A 19,163-nucleotide genomic window follows, 5' to 3' on the forward strand; every position below is an offset into this window, starting at 1 on the left:
CTATCTTTGAGTAATGCCTTTGCATGTCTATGCAACCCGGGTTTTATCTCGGGGAGTCACTAGTTGCAATCTGAGTGTGTTTGTATGCAACACTCCCAGTGTTTGGAAAAAGTTTATAATGGATTCCTTCGAAAATATGAGTAGAAAATGTGGTGGTGGTAAAGATGGTTAAGGACAGAATGGTGGAACTCCTTCAGGAGCACTTCGAGTTGAACCTCTACGAGGCTAGGGCGTACGTCGCCCTCGTCGGCTTCGGCGTTCTCACCCCTGCCGAGCTCGCCAGCGTCTCGGAGGTTCCCGCGCCGAGAACCTACGATGTTCTCAGGAGCCTTGAGAAGAAGGGCTTTGCCATTAGCCAGCCGGGCAAGGTCAACAAGTACAGGCCCGTTCACCCGGAGAACATCCTCGAGAAGTTCATCGAGGAGTGGCAGGAGCGCGTTAAGGAAGAGCTTGAGGCCAAGAAGCAGGCGAAGGAGGAGCTTCTCCAGCTCATGAAGCCCCTCATCGAGACCGAGATTCCGAAGTACGGTGTCGAGCGCGTCTGGGTCGTCAGGGGAATCAGGAACGCGACCCTCAAGACCAGGGAGATGTTTGAGGATGTCAAGGAGCAGATTCTCCTCGCCGACGACGGCTACATAGCCATCAACCTCGAGAGCGACCTCCTCAAGGCCATCGACAACGGCGCCAAGGCCAAGATAATCGTCACTGAGCCCGTCCTCAAGAGGATTGAGGGTTCAAAGATTCTCGACTACGCCAAGAAGGGCAAGCTCGAGCTCAGGGTCCTCGACAAGTTCGACCTTCCGATGCTCATCTGCGACGACGAGGTTTTCTTTGCCCTCGAGGACATGGCCGCGCGCTACTTCAACTACGAGACCCAGGTCTGGATTAAGGACTTCAGGATTAGGGACCTCTTCGAGGCCAAGTTCAACGAGTACTGGGAGAAGGCCAAGAAGGTCTGACTTCCTTTTTCTCTTGCTTTTCTGTTTGGTAAAGAAAAGGAAGGAGTTAACGCTTTCTGAAGGCCAACGGAACCAACGCGAGTAGGCCAATCAGTCCGGGTCCGCAGATACTTCTCGTCGTGGTGTTTTTCCTGGTTGTGCTCATTGAAGATGTACAGGTGAGGTTTGGACTAACTTTCGGCGGTACCTGTATGAGTCCCTCCTCTGTGAATGTGTAGAGGGGGTAAAGCTTACCATTTACACTGATTAAAAAAGGGAAGTAGGAGAGAATCTTTTTGACCTTCATGTTCTCGATAACCACCGTATAATCACCACTTGAATTGTGATAGAAACCTAGGAAGTCCTGAGGATACTCGATGATAAGAGAACCCAAAACGATCTTTTTCCAATGAACAGAGATGTCTGAGAGGTTCAAGGGAGCCCTGCTGGAGGGTTTTAGGCAGGCGGGGTCGAAGGTTACGTTCTCAACGCTCCCGTTCCAAGTATGAAGAAAGAGTTTCCAAAGACCCCCTTCGAAGGTAATGTTGGGGTCCTCGGGGTATTCTCCAAGGAAGTAGTAACCGTCCTTAGAAACGTAAAAGATGTCTGTCGAGACCATATCAGGCACGAGCGTGCAGTTGAAGGTGTCTCCTAGGCACATGCCGGGGCTCAGGATTTCATTGGTAATTACTAGGATAACACCATTATCCCCAGGATAAACATCAGATACTTGGACACCGTGAATTGTGAGAGCTGAAACGTAGGGAAAGAAAAGAAACAAAATCAACAACGTCAGCACTGAAATCCTCAATGAAACCTCCCCCTCCAATTACACATATCTCCGGCCATATCTCTCCATGCAATAGGTATTGAGCTTATCCAAAACCTCAAAGTTAGTTCCGAAATAATATGCCAAATGTTTGAAAACCCTTCCACTTTCTATCTGAGCACGCATATAATCTGAGGCATAAACCGTACATTCAGAAGAAATCCTTTCCCCTGAACCTGGACATTTTCTACAATTTCCACAGTGTCCCAGAACGGATTCATCAGCTTCCATTTCCCAATATACACCCAGCTTCTCGATAGTTATTGGAAGATACTCATTTTTAAGAACATCAAACGTGTAGGGTTTTTTCTTCGTTACTCCACCTTCAATATAGGGTATTGTAGATGATTGATAATAGTGGGGTTGCACAAAGATATAATCAACGAGAGGTTTGGCCTTTTGTATGTCACTGCTTTCCCAGTATAAAGTACCTAGCTTTGGTATCCACACTAGCTTATAATTAAAATCATGTATGTATTCGCTAATTTCCTCAAATAACTCAATGGGCAGACCCCCACCCATCTTTATTTGTTTTTCGTGAAACATCCACGCGTTTTCTAATGCCCAATAAAATCCCTCTCTGTTTGGATCTTCGACGCTCAAAACACCATCAATCCATCCTTTCCAATATGTTTCCCCAAATGGCTTCTCGAGGTCACCTCTAACCTGACTATCGGGCGATTTGAAGGGGATGGCAACGTAGTATTTCACACTCCCAAGTGAAAAGATCCAGCGTGCAAACTCTCTTCCATCACGATAACCACTTTCATACCTATGACCACTGTGGTGTAGAGCTCCCCCTTCTCCACCGAGAAATATTACTTTATCAAATCCTCTACCAATGATCTCTCCTATAGTAGCTTTCCTGCCTCCAACGGTCATCCTTGACTCGTAGTCGGAGCCGTTCCACCTAACCCACCACAGTGCGAACTTCGCCACAGACATCACTATCACTAAGTAGTATTTGGTCGTATAAAAAACTATTTGGATTTCTACCTGTTAAAATCGCAACACAAAGAATCAAAGATGGAGAGTAAAAGCCGATTACTCAGCCTTCAATCCAAAGTGGACGGGCTCAAACGTACTTGAACTCTTCTTCGAGCTCGTCTCTCTCCTTCAGCTTCCAGTAAAGCTTGCCGTCCTTCTGGTAGCTCTCGACCTTCCCGCTCTCGGCGAAGCGGAGTAAGTAGCGCCTTACCTCCATCGGCCTGATGCCGGTTTCTTCGGCTATCTCCTCAACGGTCTTCGGGCCGTTTTCGAGGGCCTTAAGGACCTTCACGTTCTTCATTCCCCTCCCTCCAGAGCCTTGTACCTTTCCAACAGGTTGATTATCAGCTCCATAACCCTTAAGTGTTTCTCAAGCTCCTCGATGTCGTCGGGCATTGAGTTTGCCAGCTCGGTGAGTTTCTCCATGAGCCTCTCCTCAACCCCTTTCATCTCGCTCGCCCTCTGCTTCTTCCTGTGCTCGCAGACCGGACAGAAGACCTTTCCGTCCTTCTCGAAGAGCGGGGAGCCACACTTGGGGCAGTGTCTGTCGAGCATCTTTGCTCCGGATAGCATCAGGGGCATGATTATCTTCCGTATCTCCTCGTCGCTAATCGGCATGGCATCACCCCATCAGGAGCTGGAAGACCTCGAAGAAGGCCTTCTTTCCGAGCCTCGAGCGTCTGAGCCTGTCGGAAATCTCGGCTATGTCGAAAGCGATTATTTTGAAGTTCTCCTTTATTGCCTCAAGGATTTCGAGGAGTTCCTCGAGCGTTAGCTCCCCGTGCTGGAAGCGGGCTATCCTGTACTCGGGCCTTAGAACGTCCATATCAACGGTCAGGTAGATTTCCTCGCCGAGGTACTTCTTCGCTTCGCCCATTATCTCATCGACTGAGTTGGTCTGGAAGTTCTTGTAGGCCCTCCACTTCCCGCGAACTTTCCTGCTCCTTAGCGTTGCCGGGAAGACTTTGATGCGCCTCGTCCAGAGCTGGGTTCGCTCGGTCGTCGGAATCATCAGGACCGCTCCCATCACAACTGCTCTCTCGATTAGCCTTCGCTCGAGGGCGTAAGCCAGCCACGAGCCGTGGTCGAGGTAGTCGTGCATTAAATCCGTGTGGGCGTCAACGCTGATTAAAGATTTGGGCCGGAGCTTCTCTATTATACCGTAGGTGGCGAGGTGCTCACCGATTATGTAAGCCCTGTCCTGGGGAACCCTGTCCGCGAGCAGTTCGACCCTGCTGGCCTCGACGATGACGTAGTCGTCAATCAGTTTGTTTCTCTTCAAAAGCTGGAGCGCGTAGAGCACGCCTTCCCTGTTGGGCCTCTCGCCGAAGGGAATGAAGGTGACCATTCAACCCACCGAAAAGGATTAGGGACTTCTTTTTTAAACCTTGACGAAAATTTTCGGCATTTTTTTGTAAATTTTCAAAGCCAAACTTTAAAAAGTCGCCCCGAAACCATAAATCGAAAACCTTTCGGAGGTCTCGCCATGATACTCCAGGTCGCCCTTGATTTGACCGACATCGAGCAGGCCATCTCGATAGCGGAGAAGGCCGCTCGCGGTGGTGCTCACTGGCTTGAAGTCGGGACGCCACTCATCAAGAAGGAAGGCATGCGTGCCGTTGAGCTTCTCAAGAGACGCTTCCCAGACAGGAAGATTGTCGCCGACCTCAAGACAATGGACACCGGTGCCCTGGAAGTCGAGATGGCCGCGAGGCACGGAGCGGACGTCGTTTCTATTCTCGGTGTCGCGGACGACAAGACCATAAAGGACGCCGTTGACGTCGCGAGAAGGTATGGAATCAGGGTTATGGTCGACCTAATCGGCGTCAAGGACAAGGTCAAGCGCGCCAAAGAGCTCGAAAAGATGGGCGTTCACTATATACTCGTCCACACGGGTATAGACGAGCAGGCCCAGGGCAAGAGCCCCCTGCAGGACCTTGAGGAGGTCGTTAAGGCCGTTAACGTGCCGGTTGCCGTTGCGGGGGGCCTCAACCTCGACACGATTCCAAAGGTCATAGAGCTCGGCGCGACGATAATCATCGTCGGGAGCGCCATAACCAAGGCCAAGGACCCGGAGAAGGTCACGAGGCAGATAATCGACCTCTTCTGGGGCGAGTACATGCAGACCATCAGAAAGGCCATGAAGGACATCGTTGAGCACGTTGGGAACGTCGCCGACAGCCTCAAGCTTGAGCAGGTTCGTGGCTTCGTCGATGCCATGATTGGAGCTAACAAGATATTCATCTACGGGGCAGGAAGGAGCGGGCTCGTCGGAAAGGCCTTCGCTATGAGACTAATGCACCTCGACTTCAACGTCTACGTCGTCGGTGAGACCATAACGCCCGCCTTCGAGCAGGGCGACCTGCTCATAGCCATCAGCGGTTCCGGTGAGACTACGAGCATAGTTGATGCCGCAAAGATAGCCAAGAAGGAGGGCGGAAAGGTCGTTGCCATAACCTCCTACGCCAACTCGACCCTCGGAAAGCTGGCCGATGTCGTCGTTGAGATTCCGGGAAGGGCGAAGACCGACATCCCGACCGACTACATAGCTCGCCAGATGCTCACCAAGTACAAGTGGATTGCCCCTATGGGAACGCTCTTCGAGGACTCGACGATGGTGTTCCTTGACGGTATCATAGCCCTCCTCATGGCGACCTTCCAGAAGACCGAAAAGGATATGAAGAAGAAGCACGCGACCCTCGAGTGAGGGTTGCGATGCGCTCTTTCACTCACCTTTTTGTTGGAATCGGCAACGCTGGAGCCAGGATAGTTGACAGGATAAGCGCCGACGGCGTGGTTAGGGTGACAATCAACCCCGGCCATTACCTTCTGCGCCCGGGGCGCTACGCGGAGAGAATCAGGGACTTCTTCTCGCACCTGCCCGAGGACACCTTTCTGTGGCTTCTCTTTGAGGACAAGGAAATAAACCTCGAACTGGTTGACCTAATCCTCGAACACAGCCCCCATGACGCGATAAAGCTCGCCTACGTCCTCACGCCGAGAAGGGAGCTCATCCACGAGAAACCTGTTTGGGCCGATAACTTCGAGACAGTCTTCTACGACTCCCTGTGGGACTTTCTGAGCGAGGACGTGCCCTTGGGGGTTGCCTTCGAGAGGGCTTCCGTCTCGATAGCCGAGCTCTTTTCGAGGCTCTACTACTACCTCGAAAACCAGATGCTGGTCAACATAGACTACGCCGACCTGTTCAACATGATTCGCGGGGGCAACGTCGGCATAATGCGCCTCCTCGGTAGGGTTGACTTCAGCTGGCACTGGGGAATATGGGAGCGGGGCCTTATTGGAATCCTCGTCGGGAACGACTTCCCACTGAGGGGAGCCCACGAGATACTGTCGCGTTTCCAGGAAATCCTCGCCGAGAAGGACATAATATGGGGCGTTGTGACCGATGAGAACGTCAGGGGCGTCGAGATACTCGCGTTGCTCGTGAAGGGGTGGGAGGATGAAGGCGGTTCTCTTTGATGTCGATGGAACCCTGCTCACGGAAATGCCACTTATTCAGCTCTTCCTTCCCTGGGTCTACGATGAGCTCGCGAAGAAGCTCGGGGTCACTAAAGAGGAAGCGAGGGAGCGATTCCTCAACGAGATTATGGCAAGGAGGGACACCTACGACTGGCACGACTGGAACTTCTTCTTCAGGCTCTTCAACGTTGACCTCAACTACGAGGAGCTCTTAAGAAAGTACCCCCACAAGCTCCACGTTTACCCGGACGTTGTGCCCACCCTTGAGTGGCTGAAGGGCAATGGCTACCGCCTCGGTGTCGTCACGAGCGGGCCCGAGTACCAGAGGCTCAAGCTCGAACTTACCGGGCTCGATAAATACTTCGACGTAATCGTGACGCGGGAGGACGTGAAGGCGATAAAGCCTGAGCCTAAGATTTTTCTCCACGCCCTTGAAAAACTCGGCGTTGAGCCTGGAGATGCCCTCTACGTTGGCGACTCCCTCAGCCAGGACGTTTATGGGGCCAAGCACGTTGGCATGACCGCCGTCTGGATTAACCGCGACGGCTTGGACGGCTATCACATGGCCGATTACGAGATTAGAACCCTCCACGAGCTTAGGAAGATACTGGGGTGATGGGCATGAAGATGTTCGAGGCGGAGGGCGTTTTCGTCCGCTACTCGGAGAAGGAGGTAGAGATAAGGCCCGAAGATAAGCTCGTCCACAGGAGCGAAGAACCAACAGAGCTCTGGTGGAAGCTCAAGGAGGCCGTCAAGGGCAGGAAGGTTAGGGTTGTTGTCTACGAGGTGGAAGAATGATTGCCCACCTGATAAACACCGACGTCGGGGGCAGGGGCGTCGGAAGGTTATACCTCGATTACAGGAGGAGGAACTTTAATTTTTTACATAATTCTGCAAAGCTGTTTTTAGATAATTATGGAAAAGTGCTAATCGTTACGGGGTTCCCAATTCCCCCTATGAACGTTCCGGAAACCGACGGTCCACCGGGGGCGCTGGCATTATATCGTGCCGTCAGGGAGCTCGGCGGGGAAGCCGAAATTCTCGCTCAGGAAGAGGTCATCAACGCGATGATTCCCTTCCAGAAGGCCCTTTCCCTGCGCTTTGCCCAAGAACCAGACGTCTCGGGCTACGACCTCGTAATCTTCGTCGAAACGCCTGGAAAGGCTCGGGACGGCAACCACTACTCCATGTCCGGCCTTCCAATCGTTGGAGAGACCTTCGACTGGGTCGCGGAGAAGGCTAAAGAACATGGAATCCCGACGATTGGAATCGGTGACGGGGGCAACGAGATTGGCATGGGAAAGGTTCGGGATTTGGTGGTTCGCCACGTCCCGCACGGGGAGAAGATAGCTTCTACAATCGAGACCGATGAGCTTATCCTCTCCGCCGTCTCGAACTGGGGGGCCTATGGTCTGATAGCCCAGACCTCGCTGGAGCTCGGGAAGAACCTTCTCTCCGGCTGGGAGGAGGCCTTCGTTGTCAGGCTCCTCGTTGAGGGTGGCCTCATTGACGGCGTCAGCAAGAAAAGGGAAGTGAGCGTCGATGGGATTCCAATCGATGTTCACGTCGCCTTTGTTGAGTTTCTGAGGGGGATTGTCGAGTTCAATCTCTAAATTTTGAGCTCCTCCCTTGTGGCCTGTTTCAGTTCTTCAATTTCCTCCCAGGTGAGGACTCTTGTGCCCTTTGTCAGCATCATCACGTCGCTCGTGACCTGCAGGATGCAGTAAATCGCACTGGGGGTTATCACAAGGTAGTCGTTAGAGGGCTCTATCTCCGCCAGCCCCTTCTTGAGCTCGGGCAGCTTTGCGGAGAGCTCCTCGGGGGATTCAAGCGTCCCGCTTATGGGCAGGCCCTCGGTAGTTGCGAGAAGGAAGCCGCTTATTTCGAACTTTCTGAGGAGCATATCTTTAAAGTCCAAAAACTCTTGGCTCTCTGGTCTCAGGAGTTTCCTAAGTCTATCAAACAGACTCATTTTTATCAACTCCCTTTATCATTTGTCGTAAACAGGATAAATAAAACGCCTCAACAAGCTTAACTCCCCTTGTTTTGAACCATTCATGTGGATTCTCGTGAGAGATTTCTTTCGAAACCCTCCTCGAAAGTCGTTTTTGAATTCGAATTAGCTCCTCTGAGGTTATCCACTGGTATTCGACTCCAAGGTTCTTCAGGTGCCTCGTCAATTTGTTGTCTTTGCCTCTGGTGGGAACGAGAGGAGGCGTTCTTGAGAGAAGAATTAGGGTTCGCTTTCCCTTCAAGTATTCTAAAATGTCATCGATTGTGTCTATGATGGATTTAAGCCTAAGTGACTCTGCAAGCTTCCATAGAAGTATTTTGCAGTTTTTGACATCCACTATGAGGAGGAGTTTGTTGCGCTGTTCCTTCAGCGTGATGTGAAGAACTAGAACCCCAACGACTGCATCCCAGTCAAGAAGCGTTTGAAGGATTTCCCCTGAGATTTGTTTTGTTCTGTGCTCCCTGATGACGCTCCAAACCTTGTACCGGGATATTTTAACTCCCATCTTCAAGAGGTGGTTGTGGATTTCATCTATAGTATGCCCCATCTTGTTCAGGCTAACAATAGTGTTTATAGTTTCCAATGAAAGTTTTTTCTTTTTCCTGCCTGGAGTTTTAATCTGTTTCGTTTTAAGAACCTGGAGTACGCGCCTTCGCGACACACCCAGCACCGCCGCGATTTCATCGAGCTTCATTCCACTCTCTCGGAGCTTCAGTATCTTTTCAACGTCCTCTGGTTTGAGCTTCATAGGTCGTTGTGTGCTACTAATTTGGCAGGTTTATATATCTAACGCGAAATCTTTTCCGAATAGTAGATGGCAAATATTATATCTAGTATTTCATGATAAAATTCCTCGATAATATTTCATTTAACCCCACTCTTCCCCCTTGTGGGGTGTCACCCATGACGGAGGCGAAGGTCGTGGAGAGGGTTAATGAGAGGTCTGAGGAAATGGCAACTAAAATAAACAACCTAATCCTTTACGGGATTTATAAAGTGTTAGGAGCCGGGGCTAGGGGTCTCGGGAACTCTATAGGTGAAGAACTCCTCAATACAATGATAGAGGAGTACGGACTGAACTTTGAGGGAAGCGATGACCCCCAGGAGCTCCTCAACCGCTTCACGGAGGTTATGATAAACACCCTCGGGTTTGCCGAGAAGGGTGAAATCATCGTGAACGGAAACAGCGTCACCTTGAAGCTCGACAATCCCATGGACCTCTATGCGCTCCAGTTGCTTGAGAAGAAGGGCATGAAGCCCATGCTCTACCCGATGGCCAACGCCATAGCCGTTGCCATCAAGAAATTCAGCGGAAAGAACGTCCTGATTAAGGAAATCCGCGTTTCGGACAAGCATGTTGAAGTTGATATGCTGATTCTGGGGTGATGTGAATGTTTGAGAACGTTATTGCAGACCTTCTCAGGGTTGATGGCGTCAAGGGAGTTGCTATAGTGAGCAAGGACGGTCTCCTCATCGAGGGTCAGGCAAGCGACAGGACGATAGACGTTGAGAGCGTCGCCGCGATGGTCGCGACCATCTACGGTACTGCACTCAACGTGTCCAATGAGGTCTTCCACGAGGAAGCCGTTGACATAGTCACGCTCGAATCGCCGAAGGGCAAGATCATCACCGTCGAGGCGGGTGAAAACGCAGTCCTGACTGTCCTCACGGACCCAAAGGTCAACCTCGGCCTCGTCAGGATTTACCTCAAGAGGAACGCCCAGAAGGTTGCCTCGATGCTGTGAGCATTTCTTTTACTTAATTTTGCAGGGTGGTTGAGATGTTGCCTGGGAAGTTTCTTGGGGTTGTGGTTGATTTTGAGAGCACAAGAGAACTCCTCACTAAGATTAAGAGGGGCTATTTAAAGGCCTCTTGGCGAGATGGTGATAGCCTAAAAACGGGCTACGTTCTCGTTTCCGATGGGGCTATTCTGGGGGCTCTCGTAGAGGATGTCCTCAGCGGTGAGAGAATCGAAGGTAACACTGCCCTTCAGAAGATATCAGAAATAGCCCGTTCCAAGAGGGTACGTGCCGTTGAGCTCTATGAAGCTGACGTCACCGAAATCCTCCGCGAGAACCCCTCAATCAGGGTGGAGAACGGTGTCATAAGTGAGGAAATTCCCGGATGGGACCTTGATTCACTCCTCCTCTTGCTCACCACCTACAAAGGGGAACTCAGGGTTCACAACGGAGGCACCTCCTGGCGCCTTTATCTTGACAGGGGTGTCGTAAAGGCAGCACAGACGATTCGTGGCCCGAGTTTGAAGGGCAATAAAGCTCTGAAAAACCTTCTCTGGGAAATTGGGAAGGTCATGAAAGATGGTAGGTTTGAAACAGGTGGTTTCTGGGAATTCACTGCTGAAGATGAAGTCAATAATGGGGGCGTCTTCAAAGAAGGAGTTGAACTTTTGAGGGAGAAACGGCGCGTTGACAACGCCAAAGGCTTTTAAACCCCTTCCTTTTTCTCCAACCGATGTGCCATGAAGCTTGAGGAGTTCATACCCGACGCCAGGACGCGGGCGCTCATAGAGAGGACGCGTGAGTTCGCGAGGGGCTTCTTTGAGAGGGAGGGAACGCACGGATTCAGCCACGTGGAGAGGGTCTTCAACCTCTGTATGCATATCGGGAGGGAGGAAGGGGCGGACCTCGAAATTCTCGCTCTGGCCGCGCTCCTTCACGACATAGCGAGGCCTCTTGAGGACGCTGGCAAAGTTGAAGACCACGCGGTAGAGGGCGCGAAGATAGCTAAGCGCTTCCTTCTGAGCCTTGGTTATCCCGAGGAAAAGGCCGAAGCGGTTGCCCATGCAATCGAGGCCCACCGCTTTTCAAGGAGCCCTGAACCAAGAACGCTTGAAGCCAAGATACTCAGCGACGCGGACAAGCTCGACGCAATAGGCGCGATAGGTATAGCGAGAGTCTTCATGTACTCTGGCGAACACGGAAGGGACGTTGAGGCTTCCCTGAGGCACTTCGAGGAGAAAATACTCAAGCTCAAAGACTTAATGTACACCGAAACGGCAAAGCGCATCGCCGAGGACAGGCACCGCTTCACGGTCCAGTTCATCGAGAGAATTCGGCGGGAAATCGAGGGCGAGCTTTGAGTTCTTCCCCTTTTGGGCCACATAATAACCTTTTTAAAGGGCTTCCTGAATTAAGGGTTAGCCCATCAAGGTCATTCTAAGGAGGTGAGAACGTGAAGGCGCCAATCTGTGAGGTTTGTCTCAAGACCGACGACATTCTCTGCCCCGCTGACGAGAAAAAGCTCCAGGAGGGTATAATCTCCGAGCTGGACGTTAAGGTTGCACGCTTACTCTACAAGCTCCTCGGCGACGTTGACATTGAGTTCAAGAAGGCCGTCGAGGCTGGAGACCTTATCGTTATCGTTGTCGGGGAGGGAGACGTCCCGATAACCATTGGCAAGGGCGGGAAGAACATAAAGACCCTCATAAGGGAGCTCGGAAAGCGCGTTAGGGTTATCGAGGGCATGAAGGCGGAATCAACCGATGAGCTCAAGAAGCTCGCCTCCGACCTGCTCTACCCTGCCGGCGTCTTCGGCGTCAACGTCGTTTACAGGCCCGGCGGAGAGACCTACTACAAGGTTCTCGTCTTCGGCAGGGACAGGAAGAAGCTCCCGGAGAAGCCTGAGATACTCGAGAGCGTCCTGAGCCAGATAGTCGGGAAGGAAGTCAAGATTTCGTTTGTCTGACCCTCCTCCGGCTTCTTCGTTTCTTCCCCGTGTATCGAATACCTTTAAAAGCTCGCCCCTACTCCTTCTGGGGATGGCCATGTACAGGACGCACTACTCTAGCGAGATAACCGAGGAACTCAACGGCCAGCGCGTTAAGGTGGCCGGCTGGGTGTGGGAAGTCAAGGATTTAGGCGGAATCAAGTTCCTCTGGCTCAGGGACAGGGAGGGGATAGTACAGATTACGGCTCCAAAGAAGAAGGTTGACCCCGAGATATTCAAGCTCATTCCGAAGCTCAACGCCGAGGACGTCATAGCCGTCGAGGGAATTGTAAACTTCACGCCCAAGGCGAAGCTCGGCTTTGAGATTCTCCCGGAGAAGCTTGAGGTCCTCAGCAGGGCGGAGACACCTCTGCCCCTCGACCCGACCGGTAAAGTTAAGGCCGAGCTCGACACTCGCTTAGACAACCGATTCATGGACGTCAGAAGGCCCGAAGTAATGGCGATTTTCAAGATACGCTCGAGTGTCTTCAAGGCGGTCAGGGATTTCTTCCACGAGAACGGCTTCATCGAGATTCACACGCCCAAGATTATAGCGACTGCAACCGAAGGCGGAACAGAGCTCTTCCCGATGAAGTACTTCGAGAAGGACGCCTTCCTCGCCCAGAGCCCACAGCTCTACAAGCAGATTATGATGGCTTCGGGCCTTGACAGGGTTTACGAGATAGCACCGATTTTCAGGGCGGAGGAGCACAACACAACGAGGCACCTCAACGAGGCGTGGAGCATTGACGCGGAGATGGCCTTCATCGAGAGCGAGGAGGAGGTAATGGAGCTCCTTGAAAGGCTCGTCGCTCACACCATCAACTACGTCCGCGAGCACAACGCGAGGGAGCTTGAGACCCTCAACTTCGAGCTGGAGGAGCCGAAGCTTCCGTTCCCGAGGCTGAGCTACGATAAGGCCCTTGAGATTCTCGCCGACCTCGGCAAGGAAATCCCTTGGGGCGAGGACATAGACACCGAGGGCGAGAGACTCCTCGGGAAGTACATGATGGAGAACGAAAACGCTCCGCTCTACTTCCTCTACAAGTACCCGAGCGAGGCCAAGCCCTTCTACATAATGAAGTACGATGAAAAGCCAGAAATCTGCAGGGCCTTTGATTTGGAATACAGGGGCGTCGAGATAACCTCCGGTGGGCAGAGGGAACACCGCGTTGATGTTCTCGTCGAACAGATTAAGGAGAAGGGACTCAACCCAGAGAGCTTCGAGTTCTACCTCAAGGCCTTCCGCTACGGAATGCCCCCGCACGGTGGCTTCGGCCTTGGAGCTGAGAGGCTGATAAAGCAGATGCTCGATTTGCCGAACATCAGGGAGGTTATCCTGTTCCCGAGGGACAGGAAGAGGCTCACACCGTAAGGCCTTTATACCTTCCTCCCTTTCATTGTGTAGGCAATTGTGTACATATTGGTGTACGGAGGTATGCATAATGAGAAAACTCGTGGCTTTAATCTTGGCGGTACTCGTCTCTTTATCCGCACTTCACATCGGGAGTGTCGGTGCGTCAGAAATTAAGTACGCCAGTGTCACAGGTATCAGTCTGCCCCTCGGAGGCAGTGCCCAGCTGGGCCCGTACACTGTTAAGTTTACCGATGCGAGCCTTGGCTGGGACAGCGTTTATCTAACTGTTGAAGGCCCCGATGGCAGGATGAGCGCCGTTCTTAAGGTGGGCAAGTCTTTGGCGTATCCCTCCAGTGACCCCGATAAGATGCTCCTCAACGTCTCGGTGCTCTGGATTAAGAGCGACTCCAAATCCGTGCTCCTGACGATAAGCTCCCCGCTCACCAAGCTCTACTCGGGCAAGGCCATACCCGTTGGTACTGAGTTCAGCCTTCCCTCCGGATTCCCCCAGATACAAATAAAGCTCCTCTCCGTTTCCGATACCGAGGCCACTTTCACGGTTAGAATGCCCTACGGAGCCTCGTACACCCTTGAAATCCCAAAGGGTCAGTCAAGGTCCGTTTCATACAAGCTGGATGACATACATACGTACGTTAGCTACCTCTCGATAGAGGTGGTTAACACCACTAAGAACAGCGGTGCTGTCATAAATCTATACGTTCCGAGGGTTGCGTCCACAACACTCAAAGTGACTGTCCCCGGACAGGAAGGCCAAGAAACTCCAACGACTCCCGTTGTTGAGACAACAATCCTCTATAATGACATCGTTTACGTTGGAGAGAGGCTTCCGGTTAAGTACAACGGCACCACCTACTACTTCAAGCTCCTCTCAGTGATTCCCGATTTGGCGAGGGTAGAAGTTTACACTGCCAATAAAACCTACGCAACCTACACCCTAGAAGCAGGCGACGTTCCCAAGGCCATACCGGGAACCCCATTCCTCGTGGCCATCTCCAAGACCCAGCCCGACTACAAGAGGGCTATACTCAAGGTCTATGGCCCGATTGAAGCCGAAGTTAATCCAATACTCCGCTCGGCTCAGGTCGTTGCCAACATAACCGCCGTCCCGAAGAAAGTTCTCCTCGGGCAGGACATAGTGCTCTCGATAGGCGTTGAGAACCTTGGCAGGGGCGATGCATATCAGCTCAACGTCGCGGCTCCGATTCCAAACGGCTTCCAGCTCGTCAGCATGACCAAGAGCTGGCAGATAAAGAACCTTCCCGCATTTACCAAGCTCCCAATGCTCGTCTACGTCCTCAGGCCCACGAAGGTCGGCAAGTTCGACATCGGCAAGGTTCTCGTGACGTACTACGACGACCAGAGCCTTGAGACCGGCAAGATGAAGACCATCTACTCGGCCCCGCTCACCGACATCGAAGTCTACGCCATACCCAAGCTTTCCCTTAACGCCCTCGCCTACAACGGCACCTGGAGCAACTACGTCACCGCCAAGGTGAACAACACGGTAACGCTTTCCCTGACCGTTCAGGCCTCGAAGGGCAACCCGACCTACGAGTTCATCAAGAACGCGACACTGGTGCTTACCTATCCGAAGTCGCTGAAGGGCCAGACCGTGCTGAACCTCGGCACGATAAAGGCCGGCGACGTTAAGACCGTCAAGGTTCCCCTGCAGGTTCTTAGGGAGAACCTTTCCCTTGTAAAGGCCACACTCAAGTACCTCGACCCCCTTGGAAACACCCACGAGGTTAACTTCGGAACCGTTGTCACCGTGAACAGCATTCCGCCGGAGGTCATTGTCAAGGAAGTCAAGGTCTGGCCCAAGCCCGAGGAGCTTCCAGCGTACATCAATCAGACCCTCGCGAAGATGGACAACGCCACCCCGCTCGCCGAGCAGATACTCAGCGTCGCCTCAGCTTACGTTCCACCAAAGAAGGAGAGCAACCCCTGGAAGCCCTTGGCGATAATCTTCATTCTGGTGACCCTCGTCCTTGCGGGAGTCACCTACAACTACTGGCGCGAGCTTGAGGCCCTCAAAGAGAAGGTCTTGAGGAAGAAGCAGAGGCGCCCAGGAGGACTGCCAAAGAAGGATGAGGAAGAGGATGAGATAGAGCTGCTTTGACCTTAGTCAATTTTTTAAATCCCTTCCATCCCTTTTCTTCCATGAGCGCGTTCAAGTACAAGCAGGTTATCGTCTCGCGGAAGGACTTAAAGCTCAGCAAGGGCAAGTTCGCGGTTCAGGTGGCTCACGGCGCAGTAACCGCCACCCTAAAGGCCCAGAAGGAGAAGCCCGAGTGGTTCAAAGCCTGGTTCAACGAAGGACAGAAGAAGGTAGTTGTTAAAGCGGAAAACCTTGAGGAGCTGTTCCAGCTGAAAGCCCAGGCTGAGAAGCTCGGTCTCCCTACGGCACTGATAAGGGACGCCGGACTAACGGAAATCCCTCCCGGGACGATTACCGTTCTCGCCATCGGGCCCGGCCCCGAGGAGCTGGTGGACAAGGTTACTGGCCATTTAAAGCTGGTGTGAGCGGAACCCTTTTAATCATTTAATCGTTTTTAGTCTTCGGTGAGAGCGTGAAGTTAAAGAAGCTCGTTGTTAAGAACTTCAAAAGCCTCAAGGATTGTGAGATAGAGCTTGATAAGTTCAACGTTCTAATCGGTCCCAATGCCTCGGGTAAAACGAACCTCGTTGAGGTCTTCAAGCTTCTCAGAAAAATCTACGTTGAGAGGGACGAAAACCCCTTTCTGGAGTGGTGGGGCTACAATAACGTCGTCTGGGCTGGAAAAGAGGAGCTTCCAATAACCATAGGGATGCTCTTTGACGTTGAGGGTTACGACGTCTACTTTGAGACGACCTTTACGGGGACAGGGGGAAGTTTCAGAATTCTGAAGGAGACTCTTGAGGTAGTTGGTTACATAAAAATAACAAAGAGCGGAGATATTGTGCAGGTTGAGTATAGCGAGAATTGGTCAGAAAGTATCTTCAAAGAGTTGTCTAAACTTGAAAGTCTAATACGCCTCAAACCCACTGAAGATTTAAGTCAGACGTCAAAAAAGCTACTTTCTAGAATACGATATGTTTTAAAAGAGAAAAAATTTGAATTTAATTTTTCCCCTAATAGGACTCTTTTAGATTTGTGGAAATTCCTTACTGAAGCTCCGTTACTGATCATTATAGAATCAGAATCGAGTGTAACGACAGTGAAATTTACTTCATTCCACAAAATATATTATTTAGGGCTAGGCCAAAGAAACAATCCCCTCCCCATAATTTTTCCCGACACAAAAGATTATCAACTAGAAGGAAGGAGATTAAGCTCATTAATACTCCAGTTTTTTAGGAGGAACTCTTCCTTACGTCAAGTTTATATGGCACACTTACGGGTTCCTCCCTATCCACGCAAAGAGACAACCCTCAAAGAAGATGCCTCCAACCTTGTTCCCCTCCTCTACAACATCTGGCTCCGCGAAGGAAGGCTTCCAGATGAGATAGCCAAGCCCCTATCAATGGCGTTTCCAAACATGAGGGTATTCTTCCAGCTGACGGAAGACGGCAGGGTTATGATGAAGGTCTTTGAAAACGACCTCGAACTCGCCCCCCCATGCATCTCGGACGGCTTTTATAAAGTTCTCGCACTGCTAACGGCCGTCTACCTAAAGCCTCCACTTTTGATAATCGACGAAATTGAGAACTCGCTCCATCCTGAGACCCTTGAGCTGATAATAGACACCCTCAGAGAGAGCGAGAGCCAAGTTATCATTACGACCCACTCGCCAGTTGTAGTGGATATAGTAGAGCCCTCTAACCTTGTGCTCGTTGATAAAGAGGAAGGTGAGACAGTTTTCAAAAGGATAAGAAATCCTGAGAAAATCAAGAAGTTCCTCAACGAGAAGGGTATTACTTTGAGCGAAGGCTGGCTCTACGGCTCACTGTTTGAAAACGATGAGCAGTGATGCCCATGGCGAGAGAAATAGTGATAATAACAGAGGATGCCTACGGTGGGGAGTTCTTTAAGCGTCTTTTAAACAGATTGAACCAGGAAGGACTTGCCAATATTAAACTCAAGAGAATAACGGGAAGAAAAAATCCTATTCATGCCCCGTTTCTCTGCAATCCCAAGCTCACCAAGATTATTAAAGTTGCAGAACTCGCCAGACCCGATTTTATTCTCGTGGTTTACGATGGAGACGGGCCTGCTAATTACGCCACCCGAAAAAACGATGTGAAAAAACACATTCCAAAAGGAGTAAAAACACCCGTCAAAATCCTCCTCTTTGAGTATGAAATCGAGGAGTGGATTTGCAGGAGTTTGGGCTACAATTGGAGCATTAAACCCTCTGATGAGCTAAAAAAGCGGGAAGGGTATGCCAAGCACAAACTGCCCGACTATGTACACAGGCTCAACTTTGAAAGGCTCAAGAGAAACTGTAAATCCTTCCAAGAGCTCTTGAGGTTTATAGGTGAGTGAGATGGACTACCGCGAGTTCTTCTCCCAGTTTCGGCACCTGAGCGAGAAGCCCGGGATAGGGGGTAAAATCAAGGCCTTTCCCGAGGACTTCGTGGTGATTGAGGATCCCATTCCTCAAATCTTCGAGGGGAGGAAGCACGCGATTTTTCTCCTCAAAAAGCGCAACTGGGACACTATGGCAGTGATAAAGGAGATTGCCAAGCGCGCCGGGATAAGCCACCGTGATATAGGCTTCGCGGGGACAAAGGACAGGCACGCCGTAACTTACCAGTACATAAGCGTGCCGGCCGGGGCTAAGGAGAAGGTCGAATCCCTTCAAATCCGGGACGTCGAGCTGAGGTTCGTCTCCTACGGCCGGTTCATAAAGCTCGGCCATCTGCTTGGCAACCGCTTTAGGATAATCATTCGGGACGTTGATGGGTGTGCCTTTGATAGGACTAAAGAAATAATTCGGGAGCTCCGCGAGAAGGGTGGCTTTCCCAACTACTTCGGTTACCAGCGCTTCGGCGAGAGGAGGGTCGTGAACCACCTGATTGGAAAGCTCCTCCTCCAGGGGGAGTTTGATGAGGCGGCGAGGCTCTTCCTCGGCTACGCCGACGGGAGCATGGAGGGCGATGAGGCAAGGAAGAACTTCTGGGAGACTGAAGACGTGGATAGGGCTTTGGAGGAGTTCCCGCGCTTTCTCCGCTACGAGAGAACCCTGCTCTACACATACAAGAAGACCGGAAGCTGGAAAAAGGCCTTCCTCTCGCTTCCGCTCCCGATAATGCGCATCTTTATCCACGCCTATCAGAGCTACCTCTTCAACCTCTACCTGTCGAGGAGAATCGAGGAGCTGCCGCTCGGCGAACCGCTCGTCGGCGATATCGTCGTCCAGCTGAAGGGGGGAATCCCGTACCGCGACAGAACATACCGCGTCACCGAGACGAACATCAGCTTCGTCCGCGAGAAGGTGAAAAGGGGCGAGGCTATGGTTTCGGGCCCGCTCTTCGGCTTTGCGATGAGGAGAGCCAGGGGACTTCCAGGCGAACTTGAAGAGGAAATCCTTGAGGGAGAGGGAATAGCCCTCGACGCCTTCAAAAAGCTCCCGAAGCCGATGGCCGAGCCCGGGGGCAGGAGAGAGCTCTTAATCCGCCCAATAGGCATGACCTACGGCTACGTTCCCGGGACTGGAATGTGCTTCCGCTTCTTCCTCCCGAAAGGGATCTACGCGACCAGCGTTTTGAGGGAGATTATGAAGGACCATTGATGGGTAGAAAGGCTTATATCGGTCCCATCTTTCCCGTCTTCGGGTGAGAGAATGAGGATTAAGGCTATATCCCTTGACATAGACGGCACGATAACGT

Annotated in this window: 24 protein-coding genes; 17 read left to right on the plus strand and 7 right to left on the minus strand. The window is 51.7% G+C overall.

Features of this window, described 5'->3' with window-relative positions; genetic code table 11:
* The first annotated feature begins 164 nt into the window (after positions 1-164).
* Positions 165-959 (plus strand): HTH-type transcriptional regulator TrmBL2, encoded by a 795-nt coding sequence (trmBL2, locus tag MVO87_RS02845; protein WP_297552105.1) that lies wholly within the window; start codon positions 165-167, stop codon positions 957-959.
* A gap of 46 nt (positions 960-1,005) precedes the next feature.
* On the opposite strand, the gene MVO87_RS02850 is transcribed toward trmBL2, so the two are convergent.
* The 5 genes from MVO87_RS02850 to MVO87_RS02870 all read right to left on the minus strand — a co-directional run bounded on the left by MVO87_RS02850 (position 1,006) and on the right by MVO87_RS02870 (position 4,102).
* A complete protein-coding gene (locus tag MVO87_RS02850; RefSeq protein ID WP_297552099.1) occupies positions 1,006-1,767 on the minus strand; it encodes a CGP-CTERM sorting domain-containing protein in 762 nt (253 codons plus the stop codon).
* Positions 1,768-2,712 (minus strand): DUF4855 domain-containing protein, encoded by a 945-nt coding sequence (locus tag MVO87_RS02855; RefSeq protein ID WP_297513771.1) that lies wholly within the window; start codon positions 2,710-2,712, stop codon positions 1,768-1,770.
* Positions 2,713-2,842: 130 nt separating this feature from the next.
* The gene (locus MVO87_RS02860; protein WP_297513768.1) at positions 2,843-3,055 is read right to left on the minus strand and encodes an ArsR family transcriptional regulator; all 213 of its coding nucleotides are present in this window, start codon (positions 3,053-3,055) and stop codon (positions 2,843-2,845) included.
* Complete coding sequence (locus MVO87_RS02865) at positions 3,052-3,372, minus strand: Sjogren's syndrome/scleroderma autoantigen 1 family protein (protein ID WP_297513766.1); 321 nt, start codon at positions 3,370-3,372, stop codon at positions 3,052-3,054. Before MVO87_RS02865 ends, MVO87_RS02860 begins: the two co-directional genes overlap by 4 nt.
* 4 nt (positions 3,373-3,376) lie before the next feature.
* The gene (locus MVO87_RS02870; protein WP_297513763.1) at positions 3,377-4,102 is read right to left on the minus strand and encodes an arginase family protein; all 726 of its coding nucleotides are present in this window, start codon (positions 4,100-4,102) and stop codon (positions 3,377-3,379) included.
* Between the two features lie 138 nt (positions 4,103-4,240).
* On the opposite strand from MVO87_RS02870, the gene hxlAB reads away from it, so the two are divergent.
* Genes hxlAB through MVO87_RS02895 form a run of 5 tightly spaced genes read left to right on the plus strand, consistent with a single transcriptional unit; the run spans position 4,241 to position 7,847 of the window.
* The gene (hxlAB, locus tag MVO87_RS02875; RefSeq protein WP_297513761.1) at positions 4,241-5,461 is read left to right on the plus strand and encodes a bifunctional 3-hexulose-6-phosphate synthase/6-phospho-3-hexuloisomerase; all 1,221 of its coding nucleotides are present in this window, start codon (positions 4,241-4,243) and stop codon (positions 5,459-5,461) included.
* Positions 5,462-5,469: 8 nt separating this feature from the next.
* Complete coding sequence (locus MVO87_RS02880) at positions 5,470-6,234, plus strand: hypothetical protein (protein ID WP_297513780.1); 765 nt, start codon at positions 5,470-5,472, stop codon at positions 6,232-6,234.
* On the plus strand, positions 6,215-6,850 hold the full coding sequence (locus tag MVO87_RS02885; RefSeq protein WP_297513758.1) for an HAD family hydrolase: 636 nt from the start codon (positions 6,215-6,217) through the stop codon (positions 6,848-6,850). The genes MVO87_RS02880 and MVO87_RS02885 overlap by 20 nt, the downstream gene beginning before the upstream one ends.
* Positions 6,850-7,032: a hypothetical protein gene (locus MVO87_RS02890; protein ID WP_297513755.1), complete on the plus strand. Its 183-nt coding sequence runs from the start codon at positions 6,850-6,852 to the stop codon at positions 7,030-7,032. The genes MVO87_RS02885 and MVO87_RS02890 overlap by 1 nt, the downstream gene beginning before the upstream one ends.
* Positions 7,029-7,847, plus strand: a complete 819-nt coding sequence (locus MVO87_RS02895; protein WP_297513752.1) for a DUF4392 domain-containing protein — start codon at positions 7,029-7,031, stop codon at positions 7,845-7,847. Before MVO87_RS02890 ends, MVO87_RS02895 begins: the two co-directional genes overlap by 4 nt.
* On the opposite strand, the gene MVO87_RS02900 is transcribed toward MVO87_RS02895, so the two are convergent.
* Together MVO87_RS02900 and MVO87_RS02905 are read right to left on the minus strand one after the other, a co-directional pair.
* Complete coding sequence (locus MVO87_RS02900; protein WP_297513749.1) at positions 7,844-8,137, minus strand: hypothetical protein; 294 nt, start codon at positions 8,135-8,137, stop codon at positions 7,844-7,846. The genes MVO87_RS02895 and MVO87_RS02900 overlap by 4 nt on opposite strands.
* A 55-nt stretch (positions 8,138-8,192) precedes the next feature.
* Positions 8,193-8,996, minus strand: coding sequence for a hypothetical protein (locus MVO87_RS02905; RefSeq protein WP_297513746.1), 804 nt, complete (start codon positions 8,994-8,996; stop codon positions 8,193-8,195).
* A 155-nt stretch (positions 8,997-9,151) separates the two neighbouring features.
* Here MVO87_RS02905 and MVO87_RS02910 point away from each other — a divergent pair, with 155 nt between their 5' ends.
* The 11 genes from MVO87_RS02910 to truD all read left to right on the plus strand — a co-directional run bounded on the left by MVO87_RS02910 (position 9,152) and on the right by truD (position 19,066).
* Entirely contained in the window at positions 9,152-9,634 is a 483-nt protein-coding gene (locus MVO87_RS02910; protein ID WP_297513743.1) for a hypothetical protein, read from the plus strand.
* Between the two features lie 5 nt (positions 9,635-9,639).
* The gene (locus tag MVO87_RS02915; protein WP_297513740.1) at positions 9,640-9,993 is read left to right on the plus strand and encodes a roadblock/LC7 domain-containing protein; all 354 of its coding nucleotides are present in this window, start codon (positions 9,640-9,642) and stop codon (positions 9,991-9,993) included.
* 35 nt (positions 9,994-10,028) lie between these two features.
* Positions 10,029-10,697: a DUF2226 domain-containing protein gene (locus MVO87_RS02920; protein ID WP_297552107.1), complete on the plus strand. Its 669-nt coding sequence runs from the start codon at positions 10,029-10,031 to the stop codon at positions 10,695-10,697.
* Positions 10,698-10,727: 30 nt separating this feature from the next.
* The gene (locus MVO87_RS02925) at positions 10,728-11,348 is read left to right on the plus strand and encodes an HD domain-containing protein (protein WP_297512653.1); all 621 of its coding nucleotides are present in this window, start codon (positions 10,728-10,730) and stop codon (positions 11,346-11,348) included.
* 92 nt (positions 11,349-11,440) lie between these two features.
* Entirely contained in the window at positions 11,441-11,953 is a 513-nt protein-coding gene (locus tag MVO87_RS02930; protein WP_042689068.1) for a KH domain-containing protein, read from the plus strand.
* 79 nt (positions 11,954-12,032) lie between these two features.
* Positions 12,033-13,349, plus strand: coding sequence for an aspartate--tRNA(Asn) ligase (gene aspS / locus MVO87_RS02935; RefSeq protein ID WP_297552109.1), 1,317 nt, complete (start codon positions 12,033-12,035; stop codon positions 13,347-13,349).
* 70 nt (positions 13,350-13,419) lie between these two features.
* Complete coding sequence (locus MVO87_RS02940; RefSeq protein WP_297512023.1) at positions 13,420-15,471, plus strand: BatD family protein; 2,052 nt, start codon at positions 13,420-13,422, stop codon at positions 15,469-15,471.
* A gap of 41 nt (positions 15,472-15,512) precedes the next feature.
* Complete coding sequence (pth2, locus tag MVO87_RS02945) at positions 15,513-15,875, plus strand: peptidyl-tRNA hydrolase Pth2 (protein ID WP_297512027.1); 363 nt, start codon at positions 15,513-15,515, stop codon at positions 15,873-15,875.
* Positions 15,876-15,922: 47 nt separating this feature from the next.
* Positions 15,923-17,302 carry an AAA family ATPase gene (locus tag MVO87_RS02950; protein WP_297552101.1) on the plus strand — a complete coding sequence of 460 codons (1,380 nt, stop codon included), beginning with the start codon at positions 15,923-15,925 and terminating at the stop codon, positions 17,300-17,302.
* Entirely contained in the window at positions 17,302-17,817 is a 516-nt protein-coding gene (locus MVO87_RS02955; RefSeq protein WP_297552103.1) for a hypothetical protein, read from the plus strand. Before MVO87_RS02950 ends, MVO87_RS02955 begins: the two co-directional genes overlap by 1 nt.
* 1 nt (position 17,818) lies before the next feature.
* Positions 17,819-19,066, plus strand: coding sequence for a tRNA pseudouridine(13) synthase TruD (gene truD, locus MVO87_RS02960; RefSeq protein ID WP_297552111.1), 1,248 nt, complete (start codon positions 17,819-17,821; stop codon positions 19,064-19,066).
* Positions 19,067-19,163: the final 97 nt, after the last annotated feature.

Origin of the sequence: Thermococcus sp. (genome assembly GCF_027063845.1) — an archaeon.
In the GTDB taxonomy this organism is placed as follows: Archaea; Methanobacteriota_B; Thermococci; order Thermococcales; family Thermococcaceae; genus Thermococcus.